At 56.6% G+C, this 15,976-nt stretch carries 17 protein-coding genes; 15 read left to right on the top strand and 2 right to left on the bottom strand.

Translation table 11 applies throughout. The features are described from left to right. Window positions 1-25 precede the first annotated feature (25 nt). From gspD to cysQ, 13 genes are all read left to right on the top strand, one after another. Window positions 26-2,050: a type II secretion system secretin GspD gene (gspD, locus tag NNL38_RS15370; RefSeq protein ID WP_255388853.1), complete on the top strand. Its 2,025-nt coding sequence runs from the start codon at window positions 26-28 to the stop codon at window positions 2,048-2,050. Further along, window positions 2,050-3,555, top strand: a complete 1,506-nt coding sequence (gene gspE, locus NNL38_RS15365) for a type II secretion system ATPase GspE (RefSeq protein ID WP_255388852.1) — start codon at window positions 2,050-2,052, stop codon at window positions 3,553-3,555. Before gspD ends, gspE begins: the two co-directional genes overlap by 1 nt. Continuing rightward, a complete protein-coding gene (gene gspF / locus NNL38_RS15360) occupies window positions 3,556-4,776 on the top strand; it encodes a type II secretion system inner membrane protein GspF (RefSeq protein ID WP_255388851.1) in 1,221 nt (406 codons plus the stop codon). A gap of 24 nt (window positions 4,777-4,800) precedes the next feature. Then, window positions 4,801-5,235 (top strand): type II secretion system major pseudopilin GspG, encoded by a 435-nt coding sequence (gene gspG, locus NNL38_RS15355; protein ID WP_255388850.1) that lies wholly within the window; start codon window positions 4,801-4,803, stop codon window positions 5,233-5,235. 24 nt (window positions 5,236-5,259) lie between these two features. Further along, window positions 5,260-5,850: a type II secretion system minor pseudopilin GspH gene (gene gspH, locus NNL38_RS15350; protein ID WP_255388849.1), complete on the top strand. Its 591-nt coding sequence runs from the start codon at window positions 5,260-5,262 to the stop codon at window positions 5,848-5,850. Then, on the top strand, window positions 5,847-6,206 hold the full coding sequence (gene gspI / locus NNL38_RS15345) for a type II secretion system minor pseudopilin GspI (RefSeq protein ID WP_255388848.1): 360 nt from the start codon (window positions 5,847-5,849) through the stop codon (window positions 6,204-6,206). Before gspH ends, gspI begins: the two co-directional genes overlap by 4 nt. A gap of 19 nt (window positions 6,207-6,225) precedes the next feature. Then, window positions 6,226-6,888, top strand: a complete 663-nt coding sequence (gspJ, locus tag NNL38_RS15340) for a type II secretion system minor pseudopilin GspJ (protein ID WP_255390665.1) — start codon at window positions 6,226-6,228, stop codon at window positions 6,886-6,888. Next, the gene (gene gspK, locus NNL38_RS15335; protein ID WP_255388847.1) at window positions 6,888-7,895 is read left to right on the top strand and encodes a type II secretion system minor pseudopilin GspK; all 1,008 of its coding nucleotides are present in this window, start codon (window positions 6,888-6,890) and stop codon (window positions 7,893-7,895) included. The genes gspJ and gspK overlap by 1 nt, the downstream gene beginning before the upstream one ends. Continuing rightward, on the top strand, window positions 7,864-9,162 hold the full coding sequence (gspL, locus tag NNL38_RS15330) for a type II secretion system protein GspL (RefSeq protein WP_255388846.1): 1,299 nt from the start codon (window positions 7,864-7,866) through the stop codon (window positions 9,160-9,162). The genes gspK and gspL overlap by 32 nt, the downstream gene beginning before the upstream one ends. Next, on the top strand, window positions 9,159-9,635 hold the full coding sequence (locus NNL38_RS15325) for a type II secretion system protein M (protein WP_255388845.1): 477 nt from the start codon (window positions 9,159-9,161) through the stop codon (window positions 9,633-9,635). Before gspL ends, NNL38_RS15325 begins: the two co-directional genes overlap by 4 nt. A 2-nt stretch (window positions 9,636-9,637) precedes the next feature. After that, the gene (locus tag NNL38_RS15320) at window positions 9,638-10,396 is read left to right on the top strand and encodes a type II secretion system protein N (RefSeq protein WP_255388844.1); all 759 of its coding nucleotides are present in this window, start codon (window positions 9,638-9,640) and stop codon (window positions 10,394-10,396) included. Between the two features lie 157 nt (window positions 10,397-10,553). Continuing rightward, window positions 10,554-11,105 (top strand): ADP compounds hydrolase NudE, encoded by a 552-nt coding sequence (gene nudE, locus NNL38_RS15315; RefSeq protein WP_255388843.1) that lies wholly within the window; start codon window positions 10,554-10,556, stop codon window positions 11,103-11,105. Window positions 11,106-11,114: 9 nt separating this feature from the next. Further along, window positions 11,115-11,945, top strand: a complete 831-nt coding sequence (gene cysQ, locus NNL38_RS15310) for a 3'(2'),5'-bisphosphate nucleotidase CysQ (RefSeq protein ID WP_255390664.1) — start codon at window positions 11,115-11,117, stop codon at window positions 11,943-11,945. A gap of 82 nt (window positions 11,946-12,027) precedes the next feature. Here cysQ and sthA read toward each other — a convergent pair whose 3' ends face one another. Next, entirely contained in the window at window positions 12,028-13,443 is a 1,416-nt protein-coding gene (gene sthA, locus NNL38_RS15305) for a Si-specific NAD(P)(+) transhydrogenase (protein WP_255388842.1), read from the bottom strand. 278 nt (window positions 13,444-13,721) lie between these two features. Here sthA and fabR point away from each other — a divergent pair, with 278 nt between their 5' ends. After that, window positions 13,722-14,354: an HTH-type transcriptional repressor FabR gene (gene fabR / locus NNL38_RS15300; RefSeq protein ID WP_255388841.1), complete on the top strand. Its 633-nt coding sequence runs from the start codon at window positions 13,722-13,724 to the stop codon at window positions 14,352-14,354. A gap of 22 nt (window positions 14,355-14,376) precedes the next feature. Then, the gene (locus NNL38_RS15295; protein ID WP_255388840.1) at window positions 14,377-14,760 is read left to right on the top strand and encodes a YijD family membrane protein; all 384 of its coding nucleotides are present in this window, start codon (window positions 14,377-14,379) and stop codon (window positions 14,758-14,760) included. A gap of 77 nt (window positions 14,761-14,837) precedes the next feature. Here the strand turns inward: NNL38_RS15295 and trmA are convergent, their stop codons facing one another. After that, on the bottom strand, window positions 14,838-15,944 hold the full coding sequence (gene trmA / locus NNL38_RS15290; RefSeq protein ID WP_255388839.1) for a tRNA (uridine(54)-C5)-methyltransferase TrmA: 1,107 nt from the start codon (window positions 15,942-15,944) through the stop codon (window positions 14,838-14,840). Window positions 15,945-15,976: the final 32 nt, after the last annotated feature.

Raw genomic sequence — 15,976 nt, 5'->3', positions numbered from 1 at the left:
ACGCGACGATAAGCAGGAGTTTTTTGTGAAAAAATGGATAGGGAAAAGTGCCCTGTGGCTGGCCGGAAGTTTGCTGTGCAGCTCAGCACTTGCCAATGAATTCAGCGCCAGTTTCAAAGGAACGGATATTCAGGAATTCATTAATATAGTCGGGCGCAACTTGCAGAAAACCATCATTGTCGATCCGGCAGTACGCGGCCAGGTGAATGTGCGTAGTTATGATTTGCTTAATGATGAGCAGTACTACCAGTTTTTCCTGAATGTTCTGGAGGTGTACGGTTTTGCCGTGGTCGAAATGGACAACGGCGTGTTGAAGGTGATCCGTGATAAAGACGCTAAAATCTCAGCCATTCCTGTCGTCGGTGCCAAAGATCGCGTGCAGGGCGATGAGGTGGTGACCCGGGTGATCGCGGTGCGCAATGTGTCGGTGCGTGAGCTGTCACCGTTGCTGCGCCAGCTTAACGATAATGCCGGGGCAGGGAACGTGGTGCACTACGATCCGGCCAACATTATTATGATCACCGGCCGGGCAGCGGTCGTGGGTCGCCTGGCGGAGATTATCGAGCGGGTCGATCGCGCCGGTGATAAGGAAATTGATGTCGTTGAACTCAACAACGCATCAGCAGCCGAAATGGTGCGCATTGTCGAAGCGCTGAATAAGTCGGCCGATGCCAAATCAACGCCTCAGTTCCTGCAGCCGAAACTAGTGGCTGATGAGCGGACCAATGCGGTGCTGCTGTCGGGAGATCCCCAGGTCCGTAATCGCCTCAAACGCCTGATCCGCCAACTGGACAAGGAAATGGCAACCTCGGGCAACAACCGGGTGATCTACCTCAAGTACGCTAACGCCGAAGACATGGTTGAGGTGCTCAAGGGGGTTTCCGAGAACTTGCAGGCCGAGAAACAGGGCGGCAGCAAGAATCGTCCTGCCGGGGGCATCAATTCAGAGGTGATGATCTCTGCGCACATCGATACCAACGCCCTGATCCTGACTGCGCCGCCCGATATTATGCGCGCACTGGAAAACATCATTGCCCAGCTGGATATTCGCCGTGCCCAGGTACTGATTGAAGCGATGATTGTTGAGCTGTCCGAAGGCGACGGCGTCAACTTCGGGGTGCAGTGGGGCTCGCTTGATGGCGGTGTGGTCCAGTTCGGCAACTCCGGGGTCCCGATCAGCCAGTTCGCGATTGGCCTGGAAGAGGCGGAAGATGTGCCGGGTTCGACCACAATTACCGGTGCCGGTGATAATCAAGTGATAACCACAACCCCTGATACAAAAGGTGATTTCTCGACGTTGGGTGGTGTCCTGAGCGGCGTCAATGGTGCGGCGCTCGGCATCGTAATGGGGGACTGGACCGCATTGGTCAATGCCGTGGCCTCGGATCGCAACTCCAATATTCTCTCCTCGCCGAGTATTACCGTGATGGATAACGGCGAAGCCTCGTTCATTGTCGGTGAAGAGGTACCGGTGGTGACCGGTTCGACGTCCAGCTCCAATAACGACAATCCGTTCCAGACGGTCGAGCGTAAGGAAGTGGGGATCAAGCTCAATGTGACGCCGCAGATCAACGAAGGGGACTCGGTGCAGCTGAAAATTGAGCAGGAAGTCTCGAGTGTGTTGGGGGCCGAAGGGGCAGTGGACGTGCGTTTTTCCAAACGCCAGCTGACCACCTCGGTGTTGGTCCAGGATGGCCAGATGATTGCCCTGGGCGGTCTGATCCAGGAGCAGGTGGATGAAAGCGAGCAGAAAATTCCGTTGCTGGGGGACATCCCGATCCTGGGTCACCTGTTCAAATCAACCAATACCACCAAGGCGAAGACCAATCTGATGGTGTTTATTAAGCCGACCATTATTCGCGATGGCGTGACGGCCGATGGCATTACCCAGCGTAAGTACAACTATATCCGGGCTGAGCAACTCTACCGCGCAGATAAGGGGTTGCGTCTGATGCCGGATACCCAGACCCCGGTGCTGCCGAAATACGGTGAAGATATTTCGCTGCCGCCGGAAGTGCGTGCCTTTGTGGCGCAGCTGGAGACGCAGTAATGGATACGGAGCGAACCTTTGGCGAGATCCAGCCGCTGTTCCGGTTGCCCTTCTCTTTTGCCCGGCGCCACCGGGTGGTGCTGGAGTCGGATGAGCAGGGCCGGACGCTGTTTTATTGCGGCGCTCTGAGTGCGCCGGTACTGGCGGAAATTCGCCGGGTCAGTGGCGGCGGGTTTACCCCGCAGGCGCTGGATGACAAGGCTTTTGAGCAGAAACTGACCGAGGCCTATCAGCGTGACTCGTCTGAAGCGCGTCAGCTGATGGAAGATTTGGGCTCGGACAGTGATGATTTCTTCTCCCTGGCCGAGGAGCTGCCGGAGACCGAAGATCTACTCGAATCGGAAGACGACGCGCCAATCATCAAACTGATTAACGCCATGCTGGCCGAAGCGATCAAAGAAGCCGCGTCGGATATTCATATCGAAACCTTCGAGAAAGTGCTGTCGATCCGCTTCCGGGTCGACGGAGTGCTGCGTGAAGTCCTGCAGCCGAGCCGCAAGCTGGCACCATTGCTGGTGTCGCGGATCAAGGTCATGGCACGGCTGGATATTGCCGAGAAGCGGGTGCCGCAGGATGGTCGGATTTCCCTGCGCATCGGCGGTCGGGCGGTGGATGTGCGGGTTTCGACCATGCCGTCATCGCACGGTGAGCGGGTGGTACTGCGCCTGCTTGATAAGAATGCAACCCGGCTGGATCTCCACAGCCTGGGGATGACGCCGGGCAACCACGAGAATTTTCAGCGAATCATTCAGCGCCCGCACGGGATCATCCTGGTCACCGGTCCGACCGGCTCGGGGAAATCGACCACCCTGTATGCCGGTCTGCAGGAACTCAACGGCAAAGAGCGCAATATTCTGACCGTTGAAGATCCAATCGAATTTGATATTGACGGCATCGGCCAGACCCAGGTCAACACCAAAGTGGATATGACTTTTGCCCGGGGTCTGCGAGCGATCCTGCGTCAGGATCCGGATGTGGTGATGGTCGGGGAAATCCGGGATCTGGAAACCGCCTCGATAGCTGTCCAGGCCTCGCTAACCGGCCACATGGTGCTGTCGACCCTGCACACCAACACTGCAGTCGGCGCGATCACCCGATTGCGCGACATGGGCATTGAGCCGTTCCTGATTTCCTCTTCGTTGCTGGGCGTACTGGCCCAGCGCCTGGTGCGTACCTTGTGTAAGTCGTGCCGCGAGCCGTATGAAGCCGATGCCGAGCAGAAGAAGTTGTTCGGTTTGCGAGCCGACGAGCCGCTGACCCTGTACCGGGCGGTGGGGTGTGAAGCCTGTAACCACAAGGGTTACCGCGGACGAACCGGGATCCATGAGCTGTTGCTGGTGGATGACAATGTGCAGGAGTTGATCCATGCCGAAGTCGGGGAAATGGCGATCGAGAAAGCCATTCGTGGCCATACCCCGAGTATTCGCGACGACGGCCTGACCAAAGTCCGCGCCGGTGTGACCACGCTGGAAGAAGTGATGCGTGTCACCAGAGAGGGGGGATAAATGGCGGCGTTTCAATATAAGGCGCTCGATGCCAGGGGCCGGCAGAAAAAAGGGGTGCTGGAGGGTGATACTGCCCGCCAGATCCGCCAGCAACTGCGTGAGCAGGGGCTGATCCCGGTTGAGGTGGTGCAGAGCCTGGCGCAGGAGAAGAAAAAAGCCAGTGGTGGCTTTCACCTGCGCCGGGGGATCAGCACCACGGAGTTGTCGCTGATCACCCGTCAGCTGGCGACCCTGGTCCAGGCGTCGATGCCGCTGGAAGAATGTCTCAAGGCGGTGGCCGAGCAGAGCGAAAAGCCGCGGTTGAAAAACATGCTGCTGGCCGTCCGTTCACGGGTGGTGGAAGGCTATACCCTGGCCGACAGCATGGCCGAGTATCCGCATATTTTTGATCAGTTGTTCCGGGCCATGGTGGCAGCCGGCGAAAAGTCGGGTCATCTGGATACGGTCCTGAACCGACTGGCCGACTACACCGAAAATCGCCAGCAGATGCGCAGCAAATTGCAACAGGCGATGATTTACCCCACTATGCTGACATTGGTGGCGGTGGCCGTGGTGGCCTTTTTGCTTGCCACCGTGGTGCCGAAAATTGTCGATCAGTTCGTTCAGATGGGGCAGCAATTGCCGACCATCACCGAAGTGCTGTTGGCGGCCAGTAATTTTGTTCAGAACTGGGGCGCCTTGGTGCTGATTGTGCTGCTGGGCGCGCTGTTGTTGATCAAGGCCGCCTTACGCAAGCCGGATATCCGTCTACGTTGGGATCGCTTGGTCATGCGCTTACCGGTGATTGGTAAGGTTGCCCGCGGCCTCAATACGTCGCGCTTTGCCCGCACCCTGTCGATTTGTACTTCCAGCGCAATTCCGTTGCTGGAAGGAATGAAGGTTGCCTCGGAGGTGATGACCAATACCTGGGTCAACCGCCAGATCCTGGAAGCGGCCGACAAGGTGCGCGAAGGGGCCAGCCTGCGGGTCTCGCTGGAGCAGACCAAGCTGTTTCCGCCGATGATGCTGCATATGATTGCCAGCGGGGAGCGGAGTGGTGAGCTGGAGCAGATGCTGACCCGGGCGGCGGATAACCAGGATCGGGATTTTGAATCGCTGGTGAACATGGCGCTGGGGATTTTTGAGCCGTTGCTGATTGTGGCAATGGCAGGCATTGTGATGTTTATCGTGATTGCCACTTTGATGCCGATTATTGCCCTCAATAACATGGTTGGTATGTAAGTTTTATTCTTTGGAGGTTTTTCAATGCAACGCAAACAACGCGGCTTTACGCTGCTCGAAGTGATGGTCGTGATCGTGATCCTGGGTGTCCTGGCCAGTCTGGTGGTGCCGAATCTGCTCGGTAATAAAGAGAAGGCCGATCAGCAGAAAGTGGTCACAGACATCAGTGCGCTGGAGCAGGCGCTGGATATGTACAAACTGGATAACAGCGTCTACCCGACAACCGATCAGGGTCTGGATGCGCTGGTCTCGATGCCATCGTCCAGCCCGGAGCCGCGCAACTATCGTAACGGTGGCTACATTAAGCGCCTGCCGCAGGACCCTTGGGGTAATGCGTACCAGTATGTGATGCCGGGTGAAAATGGTCCGGTGGATATCTTCAGCCTGGGTGCTGACGGCCAGGAAGGCGGTGAAGGGGTCAATACCGATATCGGCAACTGGAACATGCTGGACTTCTAAGCCGGCTTGGCACCGAGAGAGACTGTGATGAAACGTGCGGCGGGCTTTACCCTGATCGAACTGATGCTGGTGCTGGTGTTACTCGCTACCAGTGCGGTGGCGGTGATTGCAACCTTCCCGGAAAGTCAGGAAGACCGGGTCAAGGAAGAGGCTACACGTTTTCATCACCTGGTGCAGCTGTTGGGCGAAGATGCCCTGCTCAACGGGCTCGACTACGGGATCCGGGTCGAGCGGGGCAGCTATCAGTTTCTTCAGCTAACCGGTCAGCACTGGAAACCGCTGGATACCTCGCGCTACTTTACCCAGGTGGAGATGGACGATGATATCCGGCTGCGGGTCGAGATTGGCAGTTACTCCTGGCAGGATCAGGATCGGCTGTTCCAACCGGGCTCCTTGTTTGATGAAGACCTGTTTGCTGAACAAACGGATCAAAACAAAATTAAGCCGCCGCAGGTGGTGGTGATGGCAAGCGGGGAGTACACCCCGTTTACCCTTGAATTTGAAGTCACGGGCGAGAATCAGTTCTGGCGGGTCCAGGCCGATGAAATCGGTCAGCTCCATTTGCTGCCGCCGGGAGAAACCGTGGCAAGTCTGGCTGAGCGGAGGCGCCGATGAAAGCCAGTCGTGGCATGACCTTGCTGGAAGTGCTGGTCGCCCTGGCGGTGTTCGCCACCGCGGCACTGAGCGTGATGAAGGCGGTCAGCCAGCATCTCAATACCCTTGGTTATCTGGAAGAAAAAACATTCGCGGCCATGGTCGCCGATAACGAGTTGGCCAAAGTTCGCCTGTCCGGGGAAATCCCGTCATCGGAAAAAAAAGGCAAATCGGAGTTGGCCGGCCGCGAATGGTACTGGTCGATTAAAAGCAGTAAGACTGCAGATGGGTTTCTGCGGGCGCTGGATGTGACGGTGGCGACAGATGCTGCTCGCAAGCAGTCCGTGGTCACGCTGAGAACTTATGTTGAAAACTAATGGTTTACGCGTAGCCCGCATGGACCTGAATGGCGGGCGTCAGGGGCCGGTCGGCCAGAGCCAGGCGGGGTTTACCCTGTTGGAGGTACTGGTGGCCATTGCAGTGTTTGCAATGCTGAGTCTGTCGGCTTATCAGGTGATGAACGGGGTCCAGATCAGCGATCAGCAGTCGCGCGAGCACAATGAGCGATTGCAGCAAATCCAGCGGGCCGTGGTGATGATGGATAACGACTTTCGCCAGATTGTCGCGCGTCGGACTCGGAATCAGGGGGAAGCGCCCAGCGGCAAGTTGCTGCTGAGCGGGGAGTATCTGCTTGATTCGTCCAGCGACGGTATCATGTTTACTCGTACCGGGTGGCAGAATCCGCAGCAGATGTTTCCGCGTGGGGAGAATGTTCGGGTTGGTTACCGGATTGTGGATGATACCTTAGAGCGGGTCTGGTTCCGCTATCCGGATACCGTGGTCGGTGCTGAGCCGCTGGTCCGTCCGATCCTGGCGGATGTTACGAAGCTCGAAGTGCGTTTCTACCAGGACAAGAAATGGCTGGAGCACTGGAATCAGGATTCGACTCTGCCGCAAGGGGTGCGGATCCGGCTGACGCTGGCAGATTTCGGTGAGATTGAGCGGGTGTATATGCTGCCGGTCTCGGCCCTGGCGTCGAAAGCCAAGGAGGAGGGCTGATGAAGCAGCAGCGCGGTGTCGCCCTGATTGTGGTGCTGATGATCCTGGCCCTGATGACGCTCTTGGCGGCGCAGATGAGTGAACGCTTACAGTTTAACTTCTACCGGGTGGAGAACCAGCTCCAGAACCAACAGGCCTACTGGTACGCGCAGGGGATGGAAGCGTTGGCGAAAGTCGCCATCGATCAGAGCCTCAGCGACAGTGATACTGTCAACTTGAGTCAGGTCTGGGCAACCCGGGGGCAGCGTTATCCGCTGGAAGGCGGCGAAGCGGTGGGCAATATCTTCGATCGTCAGGCCTGTTTTAACCTCAATGCCCTGTCGGAGCTGCCGCTGCCAGATGATCGAAGCCAGAAGCCGTTCCTGGTGCGCTACCTGCAATCGGTGTTGGAAGAGAGCGGGATTGACAGCTACGACGCCGAAGTGATCGCTGACTCCAGTTGGGAATATGTCGATCCGGCCGAGGCGGTGAATGCGCCATTCGGGGCTGGAGACAGTACCTATGAAGGCTTTCAGCCGGCCTACCTGCCGCCGATGGGAATGATGGCCGATGTCAGTGAGTTTCGGGCCGTCAACGGGGTGAGCGCCCGGATTTATCAAAAAGTCAGAACGTTGCTGTGCGCGATTCCCAGTCGGGATCTGGTGCTCAACGTCAACACCATCGCTGAGGATCAGGCTGCACTGTTGGTCGGGCTGTTTGCACCGGAGCTGCCGAAGTCTGATGCCACCACGCTGATCGGCAACCGTCCTTATGATGGCTGGCAGACCGTAGATGCCTTTATGGGCGAGTCGACGATCAGCCGGCTGAGCAGCGATGTACAAAAGCGCGCCAGAGAGCACCTGGCGGTCAGTAGTAATTATTTTCAACTGGATACCGAGATCCGGGTGGATCGATCCAGAGTAAGACTTGTGGCCCTGATCAAGCGTGAGGGCCAGGACAAGGTGACCGTTGTTCGGCGCCGTTATGGAGGAATCAGTGAGCGAGTTTCTGACGATAAGGCTCAGTAGCCGGCCGGAGCAGCCGGTGCAATGGCTGGTCTGGTCGCGACAGCAAAAAGAGGTGATCGCGTCGGGTCAGTTGGCCAGTCTGGACCAGCTGAGTGAGCTGGAAGAATATGCTGCCCAGCGCCCGGTGTTTGCACTGATCCCTGCCAGTGATGTGTTACTGACGGAAGTTGTGATCCCGTCTGGCAGTGGGCGGCAGCTGGCGACCGTGCTGCCGTACTTGCTGGAAGAAGAGCTGGCGCAGGATGTGGATGCGCTGCATGTGCATCTGCTCAAGCGGGAAGGACAGACCGCGCATGTGGCAGTGGTTGAGCACCGTAAAGTTCAGTCTTGGCTGGCAGCTTTGAGCGAAGCTGGCATGGATGTGAAAAAACTGGTGCCCGACTGCTTGTGTCTGCCGCTGTTTAAGGACAGTTATACCGCGGCAGAGCTGGAGGAGCAGTGGTTGATCCGCCAGTCGGAGACCCAGGGGATTTGTGCTGAACCCGCTTGGCTGGGCGCTTGGCTGCTGGCACAGAAAGCACCGATTATGGCGGATGTCGCCGAAGCGGATGAGAACGCTGATAGTGAAGCGGCAGTTACCCGTGCTGTTCAGCCGGTTGAGACCGGGGAAGCCGTTGATGCCGCATCCGTGCTGATCCGCCATTATACACCGGCACCGGCAGGCGTTCCCGGTCAGTGGCAGGCCGAAACGCCGGAGCTGGTGATGCAGTTGCTGGCGCTGGGCGCAGATGACAGCGGTGTCAACCTGCTCTCGGGTCCGTATAAGCTGCAACCGGCCTGGCGCAAATATCTCAAGCCCTGGCGCAAGGTGGCGATTGCTGCCGGTCTGGTGTTGGTGGCGATGGTGGCTGAACATTTGGTGTCCATCCAGCAGATGGAACAGCAGGCCTTGGCGTATAAAGCTGAGAGTGAGCGGATTTTCCGCCAAGTGTTGCCGCAGTTTAAGCGGATCCCGTCGCAGAGTTACCTCAAGCGTCAGATGAACAGTGAGCTGGCGCGTTTGGGGGGCAGTGGTGATGGTGAAGGCTTGCTGCCATGGCTGGCACAGCTGCAGCCGGCGTTGAGTCAAGTACCGCAACTCAATATCCTCAATGTGAAATATGATCAGAATCGTTCGGAGCTGCGGTTGCAGGCAAGCGGCGCCGAGTTTCAGCATTTCGAGCAACTGCGCTTACTGTTGACCGAGCAGTTTGACGTGCAGCAGGGGCAGCTCAATAAAGTGGAAAATCAGGTGACCGGCGCGGTCGTGTTAAGGAGAAAGTCATGAATGCGTGGTGGAAGTCCCTGAGTGTTCGCGAGCAGCGCCTGGTCCTGGGTGGCGGCATTGCCCTGGTTATAGCCGTGTTGTACTGGGGGATCTGGCAGCCGCTGGCCAGTCGGGCGGATTTGGCCGCGCAGCGGTTGCAGAGTGAGCGTCAGCTGTTGAGCTGGGTCAGTGCCAAAGCAGATGAGATCACGGCGCTGCGGGGACGCTCGGGCAGCACCGGAATGGTTAGTGATAAGGGTCTGAACCAGGTGGTGAATGAAACCACCCGCCGGTTTCGGATTGAACTGATCCGGATGCAGCCGCGCGATGATGCGGTTCAGGTTTGGGTCCAGCCGTTGCCGTTTAATACGCTGGTCAACTGGCTGGCGTTTTTGAAAGACGAGCATGGGATTGATGCCCAGTTTCTGGATGTGTCTAAAAGTGACAGTGCCGGCGTGGTGGAAGTCAGTCGTTTACAGTTGGGCCGGGGATAATCGTGAAGTATAAGTTACTCGTCAGTTTTTCATTTGTCGTTGTCCTGGTGGCCAGCCTGATTGCGCATGTGCCGATCAGCTGGGTCTGGCAGCAGATGCCTCAGGTACGGGGGCTGACACTCTCCGGGCTCGACGGCACACCCTGGCAGGGCAGCGCCGCGCAAATTGTCTGGCAGGGCCAGAATTTTGGGCGGGTGCAGTGGCAGATGGACATCGCCGCTTTACTGTCAGCCCAGGCCGCCTTCGATGTTCGCTTTGGCCAGGGTAGTGATTTGAACCTGATCGGGCGGGGCCGGGTTGGCTATCGCGCGGAAGGCCCATTTGCTGAAAACCTGCTGGTCTCGTTGCCGGCGCAGCAGGCGATGGCTTATGCCCGGGTGCCGGTACCCATCTCGCTGGCGGGCAATCTGGAGCTGACGGTGCGTGATTATCAGTATCAGGCGCCGTTTTGTGACACGTTGAACGGGACGCTGGCCTGGACCTCAGGTGGTATTACGACGCCGATGGGGGCATTGAATCCGGGCTCGGCCCTTGCCGATCTCAGCTGTGCCCAGGGCAAAGTGGTTGCCAGTGCCAACCAGTCTTCACCGGATGTGTCGAGTCAATGGCAGGCAGAGCTGACGCCGAGCCGCCAATACGTCTTGAACGGATGGTTTAAGCCGGGCGCCGCGTTTCCGGCGCAGTTGGGCCAGCAGCTGAAGTGGCTGGGTAATCCGGATCCGAAAGGACGTTATCAGTTGAACTATCGCGGACGCCTCTAGCCGGCGCACAATTGACCGATTCAACTTAACGCTTTTTCGATCATTCTCTTTATTTCATCCGGCGATTGGCCTTAAATAGCCAATATTCAGTGGCACGGTAAAGTTGCATCCAATGCAGCCGGCCATGGGTCAGGTGACGGTAACACAGGATAACGTTATGGCGGCGGACAACAACAAACCAGAAATACTGGCGACCAAAGTGGTCGCGCAATCCCGGCTGTTCAAGATTGAATCGCTGGATTTACGTTTTTCCAACGGCGTCGAGCGTACCTACGAGCGGATGAAGCCCAGCGGTCGGCATGCCGTGCTGGTGGTACCGGTGACTGCCGAAGGCGATTTGCTGTTGATCCGCGAATATGCTGCCGGAACGGATCGTTACGAGCTGGGATTCCCGAAAGGTCTGGTCGATCCGGGGGAAAGTGCTGAAGTTGCTGCCAACCGGGAGTTGAAAGAAGAAATTGGCTTTGGTGCCCGTCAGTTCCGTCCGCTGAAAGACGTGGTGCTGGCACCGTCATATTTTTCCAGCAAGATGACCTTGTTCCTGGCCCAAGACCTTTATCCTGAGCAACTGGAAGGGGATGAGCCCGAGCCGTTGGAAATTGTCCGTTGGCCGTTGAGTCAGGCTGAAGAGCTGCTGACTCATGTCGATTTTGCTGAGTCACGCAGTATTACGGCCTTGTTCCTGGCCTTACAACAACTCTCCCGATAGGAGCGAATGATGGATTTATCGAACCTATTACCGTCGGTCATCGACATTGCCCGGGCTTCCGGGCAGGTGATCCTGGATATCTACCAGCGTGGCCAGTTTGAAAAGCAGGTCAAAAATGACAATACCCCGGTGACCAGTGCTGACTTGGCTGCGCATAAGCTGGTGGTCGAGCGCCTGAGTGAACTGACGCCGGATATTCCGGTTCTGTCGGAGGAAGATGCCGCGGTGCCTTTGTCGGAACGGCGTCAGTGGCAACGTTACTGGCTGGTGGATCCGCTTGACGGCACCCAGGAGTTTATTGCCGGCAGTGGTGACTTTGCGACGATCATTGCTCTGGTGGCGGACAACCAGCCGATTATGGGGGTGGTGTACGCGCCGATCTCCGGGGTGGTGTATTACGCCTATGACGGCAAAGGGGCCTGGAAGATCACACCGGAAGGAGAAACGGTGCGGATCTCGACCCATAAACACGAGTTGCCGACCCAGTCTATTGCGGTGGCGATCAGCCGCCGCCAGGATATTCAGGCGATCACCAACCGGCTGGATCCGTCGCTGAACTATGATCTGGTGCCGCTGGGCTCGGCAGCGCTGAAATCTTGCCTGGTGGCTGAGGGGGCGGTGGATTGCTATCTGCGCCTGGGCCCGACCGGTGAGTGGGATACCGCGGCGACGCAATGTATTGTTGAAGAAGCCGGCGGCAGGATCCTCAATACGCACCTGACGCCGCTGTCTTACAATGAGCGCGATACGCTGGAGAACCCGAATTTCATCACCCTGGGTGATGAGTCGCTGCCATGGTCGACGATCCTGACCCCGGATAACCGGATGATGGAAGTTTGATTGGCGCGTGCTGGTCACATAATAAAAAACGGAGCTGCGGCTCCGTTTTTTATTGGGCGTTTTCGCTGAAACCTTGGCAGGCTTAGAACAGGCGGTTTAAGCCGTTCAGGGCGGCGACCCGGTAGGCTTCGGCCATGGTCGGGTAGTTGAAGGTGGTATTGGCGAAATAGTCGATGGTGTTGCCTTCGCCTTTTTGCTCCATGATCGCCTGGCCGATGTGGATGATCTCGGCCGCCCGCTCACCGAAGCAGTGGATTCCGAGGATCTCTTTGGTGTCGCGATGAAACAGGATCTTCAGGCTGCCGACTTCAGTACCGGCGATTTGGGCCCGGGCCAGGTGCTTGAACTGCGAGCGACCGACTTCATACGGCACTTTTTCGGCGGTCAGTTCCTGCTCGGTTTTGCCGACCGAGCTGATCTCCGGAATGGTGTAGATCCCGGTCGGAATATGCTCGATCAAGCAGCCTTCGGCTTCGCCATTGCTGATCGCCTGGGCGACAAAGCGGCCCTGATCATACGCGGCGCTGGCCAGGCTCGGGTAGCCAATCACATCACCGACGGCATAGATATGCTCGACATCGGTTTGATAGTTATTGTTGACTTTGAGCTGACCGCGCGAATCCGGTGTGAGTCCGATACTATCGAGGTTCAGGCGATCGGTGTTCCCGGTCCGGCCGTTGGCATACAGCAGGCAGTCGGCACGCATCTTTTTGCCGGATTGGAGGTGTAAAATCACGCCGTCCTCGGTGCCTTCGATCCGCTCATAGGCCTCGCCGTTGCGGATCATTGCGCCGCTGTTCCACAGGTGGTAGGACAGTGAGTCGGAAATCTCGTTGTCGAGGAACTCCAGCAGGCGGTCACGGGTATTGATCAAGTCCACCTTGACTCCCAGGCCGCGGAAAATTGAGGCATACTCACTGCCGATCACTCCGGCACCATAAATCAGGATGTGGCGGGGATCGTGCTTCAGGCGCAGGATCGAGTCGCTGTCATAAATTCGGCGGTGGTTAAAATCAACGTCCGCCGGGTGATAAGGCCGAGAGCCGGTGGCAATCACAAACTTGTCGGCGCTGTAGCGGTCGAGGCTGCCGTCAGCGGCTTTCACGACGACGGTGTGGCTGTCGACAAAGCTGGCTTCACCATGAATGATGGTGCAGTGGTTGCGATCGTAAAACCCCTGGCGCATTCGGGTCTGTTTGCTGACTACGTCCTGGGCGTGGCCGAGGATCTGGCTGAAGGTGCTGTGGAGGCTGGAGTTGTTTTTGCAGTAGAGCGGGTTTTGGTTAAATTCGATGATCCGGCTGACGGCATGGCGCAGGGCTTTGGACGGAATGGTACCCCAGTGGGTACATCCGCCGCCGACGCTGTTCTCCCGCTCGATGATCGCAACATTGAAGCCTGCTTTGGTGAGCCCCATCGCAGCCCCTTCGCCCCCCGGGCCGCTGCCAATAATAATGGCATCAAAATGCTGGGCATGTGGTTGTGTTGACTTAGTCATTGTTCAGGCCTTTCTTATCATCCTTGCAACATTGCTTACGCGATAGTTTAACTTTTTCCTGAAGTCGGTAAAATCAGAGTCGCTTGATAGATTGGGGGTGATCACGTTGTGGAGCCGGAACTCTGTGAGCTGTCTGTTAAAAGTGACAAATACTGCTTTGATTCAGCTACGGTCGGGATTTACTATGTTCTGATTGCTGTGAAAAAGGCGATTTTCGCTGAACCGGCGAACAAAAGCGCGTATAGTTGCAGAAAAGGTTACAGAGAAACAACAAGTTCATGGGAATCAGGGCTCAGCAAAAAGAAAAAACCCGTCGTTCACTGATTGATGCTGCATTTAATCAGCTCAGTGCCGAGCGTAGCTTTTCGAGTCTCAGCCTGCGTGAAGTCGCACGGGAAGCCGGGATTGCACCCACCTCTTTCTATCGCCATTTTAAAGATATGGATGAGCTGGGGCTGACCATGGTCGATGAAGGCGGGTTGATCCTGCGTCAGCTGATGCGCCAGGCGCGTCAGCGCATTGCCAAAGAAGGCAGTGTGATCCGAACCTCTGTAGAAACATTTATGGAATTTATTGAAAGCAGCCCGAATGTGTTTCGGTTGCTTTTACGCGAGCGCTCTGGCACATCACCGGCGTTCCGAGCTGCGGTGGCCCGGGAAATTCAGCACTTTGTTGCGGAGTTGACCGAGTACCTGGAAGCGAAAACTGGTGTGACCCACGATGAAGCCTATACTCAGGCGGAGGCGTCGGTCACTTTGGTCTTCAGCTCCGGTGCAGAGGCACTGGATCTGGACAGCCATGCGCGTGCCGAGCATGCGGAAAGATTGATTATGCAATTGCGAATGATCGCGAAGGGTGCCTATTGGTATCGTAAAGAGCGTGAGCGTCGAGAGCTCAGGCAGAAACTCTAACTTTATTGTGTTGGTGAAGGATATGAACAAGGAACAAGTAAAAGCTGAACGTAAAACACTGTTGCTGTCTTTTCTGGCAGGTCTGTGCGGCAATGCGACGTTAGCTGTATTCACATCAAGTGCTGTACCGTTTTCTATTTTTCCTGTCATTGCGTTTGGTCTGGCGGTGTACTGCCTGTATCAGGAGTACCTGAGCAAGCCGATGACGGAAGGAACCCCGGCCATCGCCTTTGCCTGTTTCCTGGCTGGCGCGTTTGGATACTCCGGCTTTATGCGGGCACAACTGCCGGATATGGGCTCTAACTTCCTGCCGCTGATGATCACCTTAGGTCTGTTGGTGTGGGTTGCCTACAAACTGGGGATTATGACGCCAAAGAAGATCGAAAGCACTGAGGCGCAAGCGTAATTCGCCCCTCAGTTTTGAGAAAGGAAAAGGCGCCGAGGGCGCCTTTTTTAATGGCTTGTGCTCGACTAGAAAACCGATTATTTCCGCTCCAGCAGAACCCCGGCTTCCATGTGGTGGGTATACGGGAACTGATCAAACAGCGCAAAGCGGGTGATGCGGTGCGTTTCGCCCAGAATGGCTAGGTTCTCTTTCAGCGTTTCCGGGTTACATGAGATGTACATGATGCGATCGTAGGCCTGCACCATCCGGCAGGTGTCATCGTCCATGCCTGAACGTGGCGGATCGACAAAAATGGTGTTGCAGTTGTAGCTCTTCAGATCCACGCCGGCGTTTTGCAGGCGGCGGAATTCGCGCTTGCCTTCCATCGCTTCGGTAAACTCTTCGGCCGACATGCGAATGATCTGTACATTGTTGATGTTGTTGACGGCAATGTTGTACTGGGCCGACTCAACCGAAGGTTTTGCCAGTTCGGTGGCCAGGACGCGATCAAAGTTTTTCGCCAGTGCCAGCGAGAAGTTACCGTTACCACAGTAGAGCTCCAGCAGATCCCCTTCACTATCTTCGGTACAGTCGACCGCCCACTCCAGCATTTTTTGCGCCACTTCACCGTTCGGCTGGGTAAAGCTGTTTTCAACCTGCTGGTAGGTCAGGGTGCGATTGTGGACGCTGAGTTTTTCAATCACGTACTCCTGATCCAGCACAATCTTCTGCTTGCGTGCCCGGCCAATGAAGTTCAGCTTGAAGCCTTCATCATTGAGGCGCTGCTTGAGTGCCTTGGCTTCGTTGACCCATTCTTCGTCCAGTTGACGGTGGTAGAGCAACGATACCAGGATCTCGCCGCTCAGGGTTGACAGGAAATCGACCTGGAACAGCTTATGACGCAGAGCCTTGACCGGCTTGAGCGCATCAACCAGCAGCGGCATCAGGTCGTTGATCAGGCGGCTGGCAGCCGGGAACTGATCAACCCGGTATTTCTGACGGGTTTCCTGGTTGAACATGATGTAGTAGAGATCATCGCCCTCATGCCATACCCGAAACTCGGCACGCATCCGGTAATGCTCGGCAGGAGAGGCGAACACCTCAAGCTCAGGGGTTTCAAAATCCGCAAAGATATTTTGAATACGCGCTGCCTTTTCATCGAGCTGTGCCTGATACTCAGCTGGATTGATGTCGGTGGATGCCATGTTGGGTGCCTCAAACTGCTCAAAATAAGAGC

Source organism: Photobacterium atrarenae (assembly GCF_024380015.1).
Taxonomy (GTDB): Bacteria; Pseudomonadota; Gammaproteobacteria; order Enterobacterales; family Vibrionaceae; genus Photobacterium; species Photobacterium atrarenae.
The sequence above is the reverse complement of the archived record's forward strand: the minus strand, read 5'-3'. Positions and strand labels throughout refer to the sequence as shown.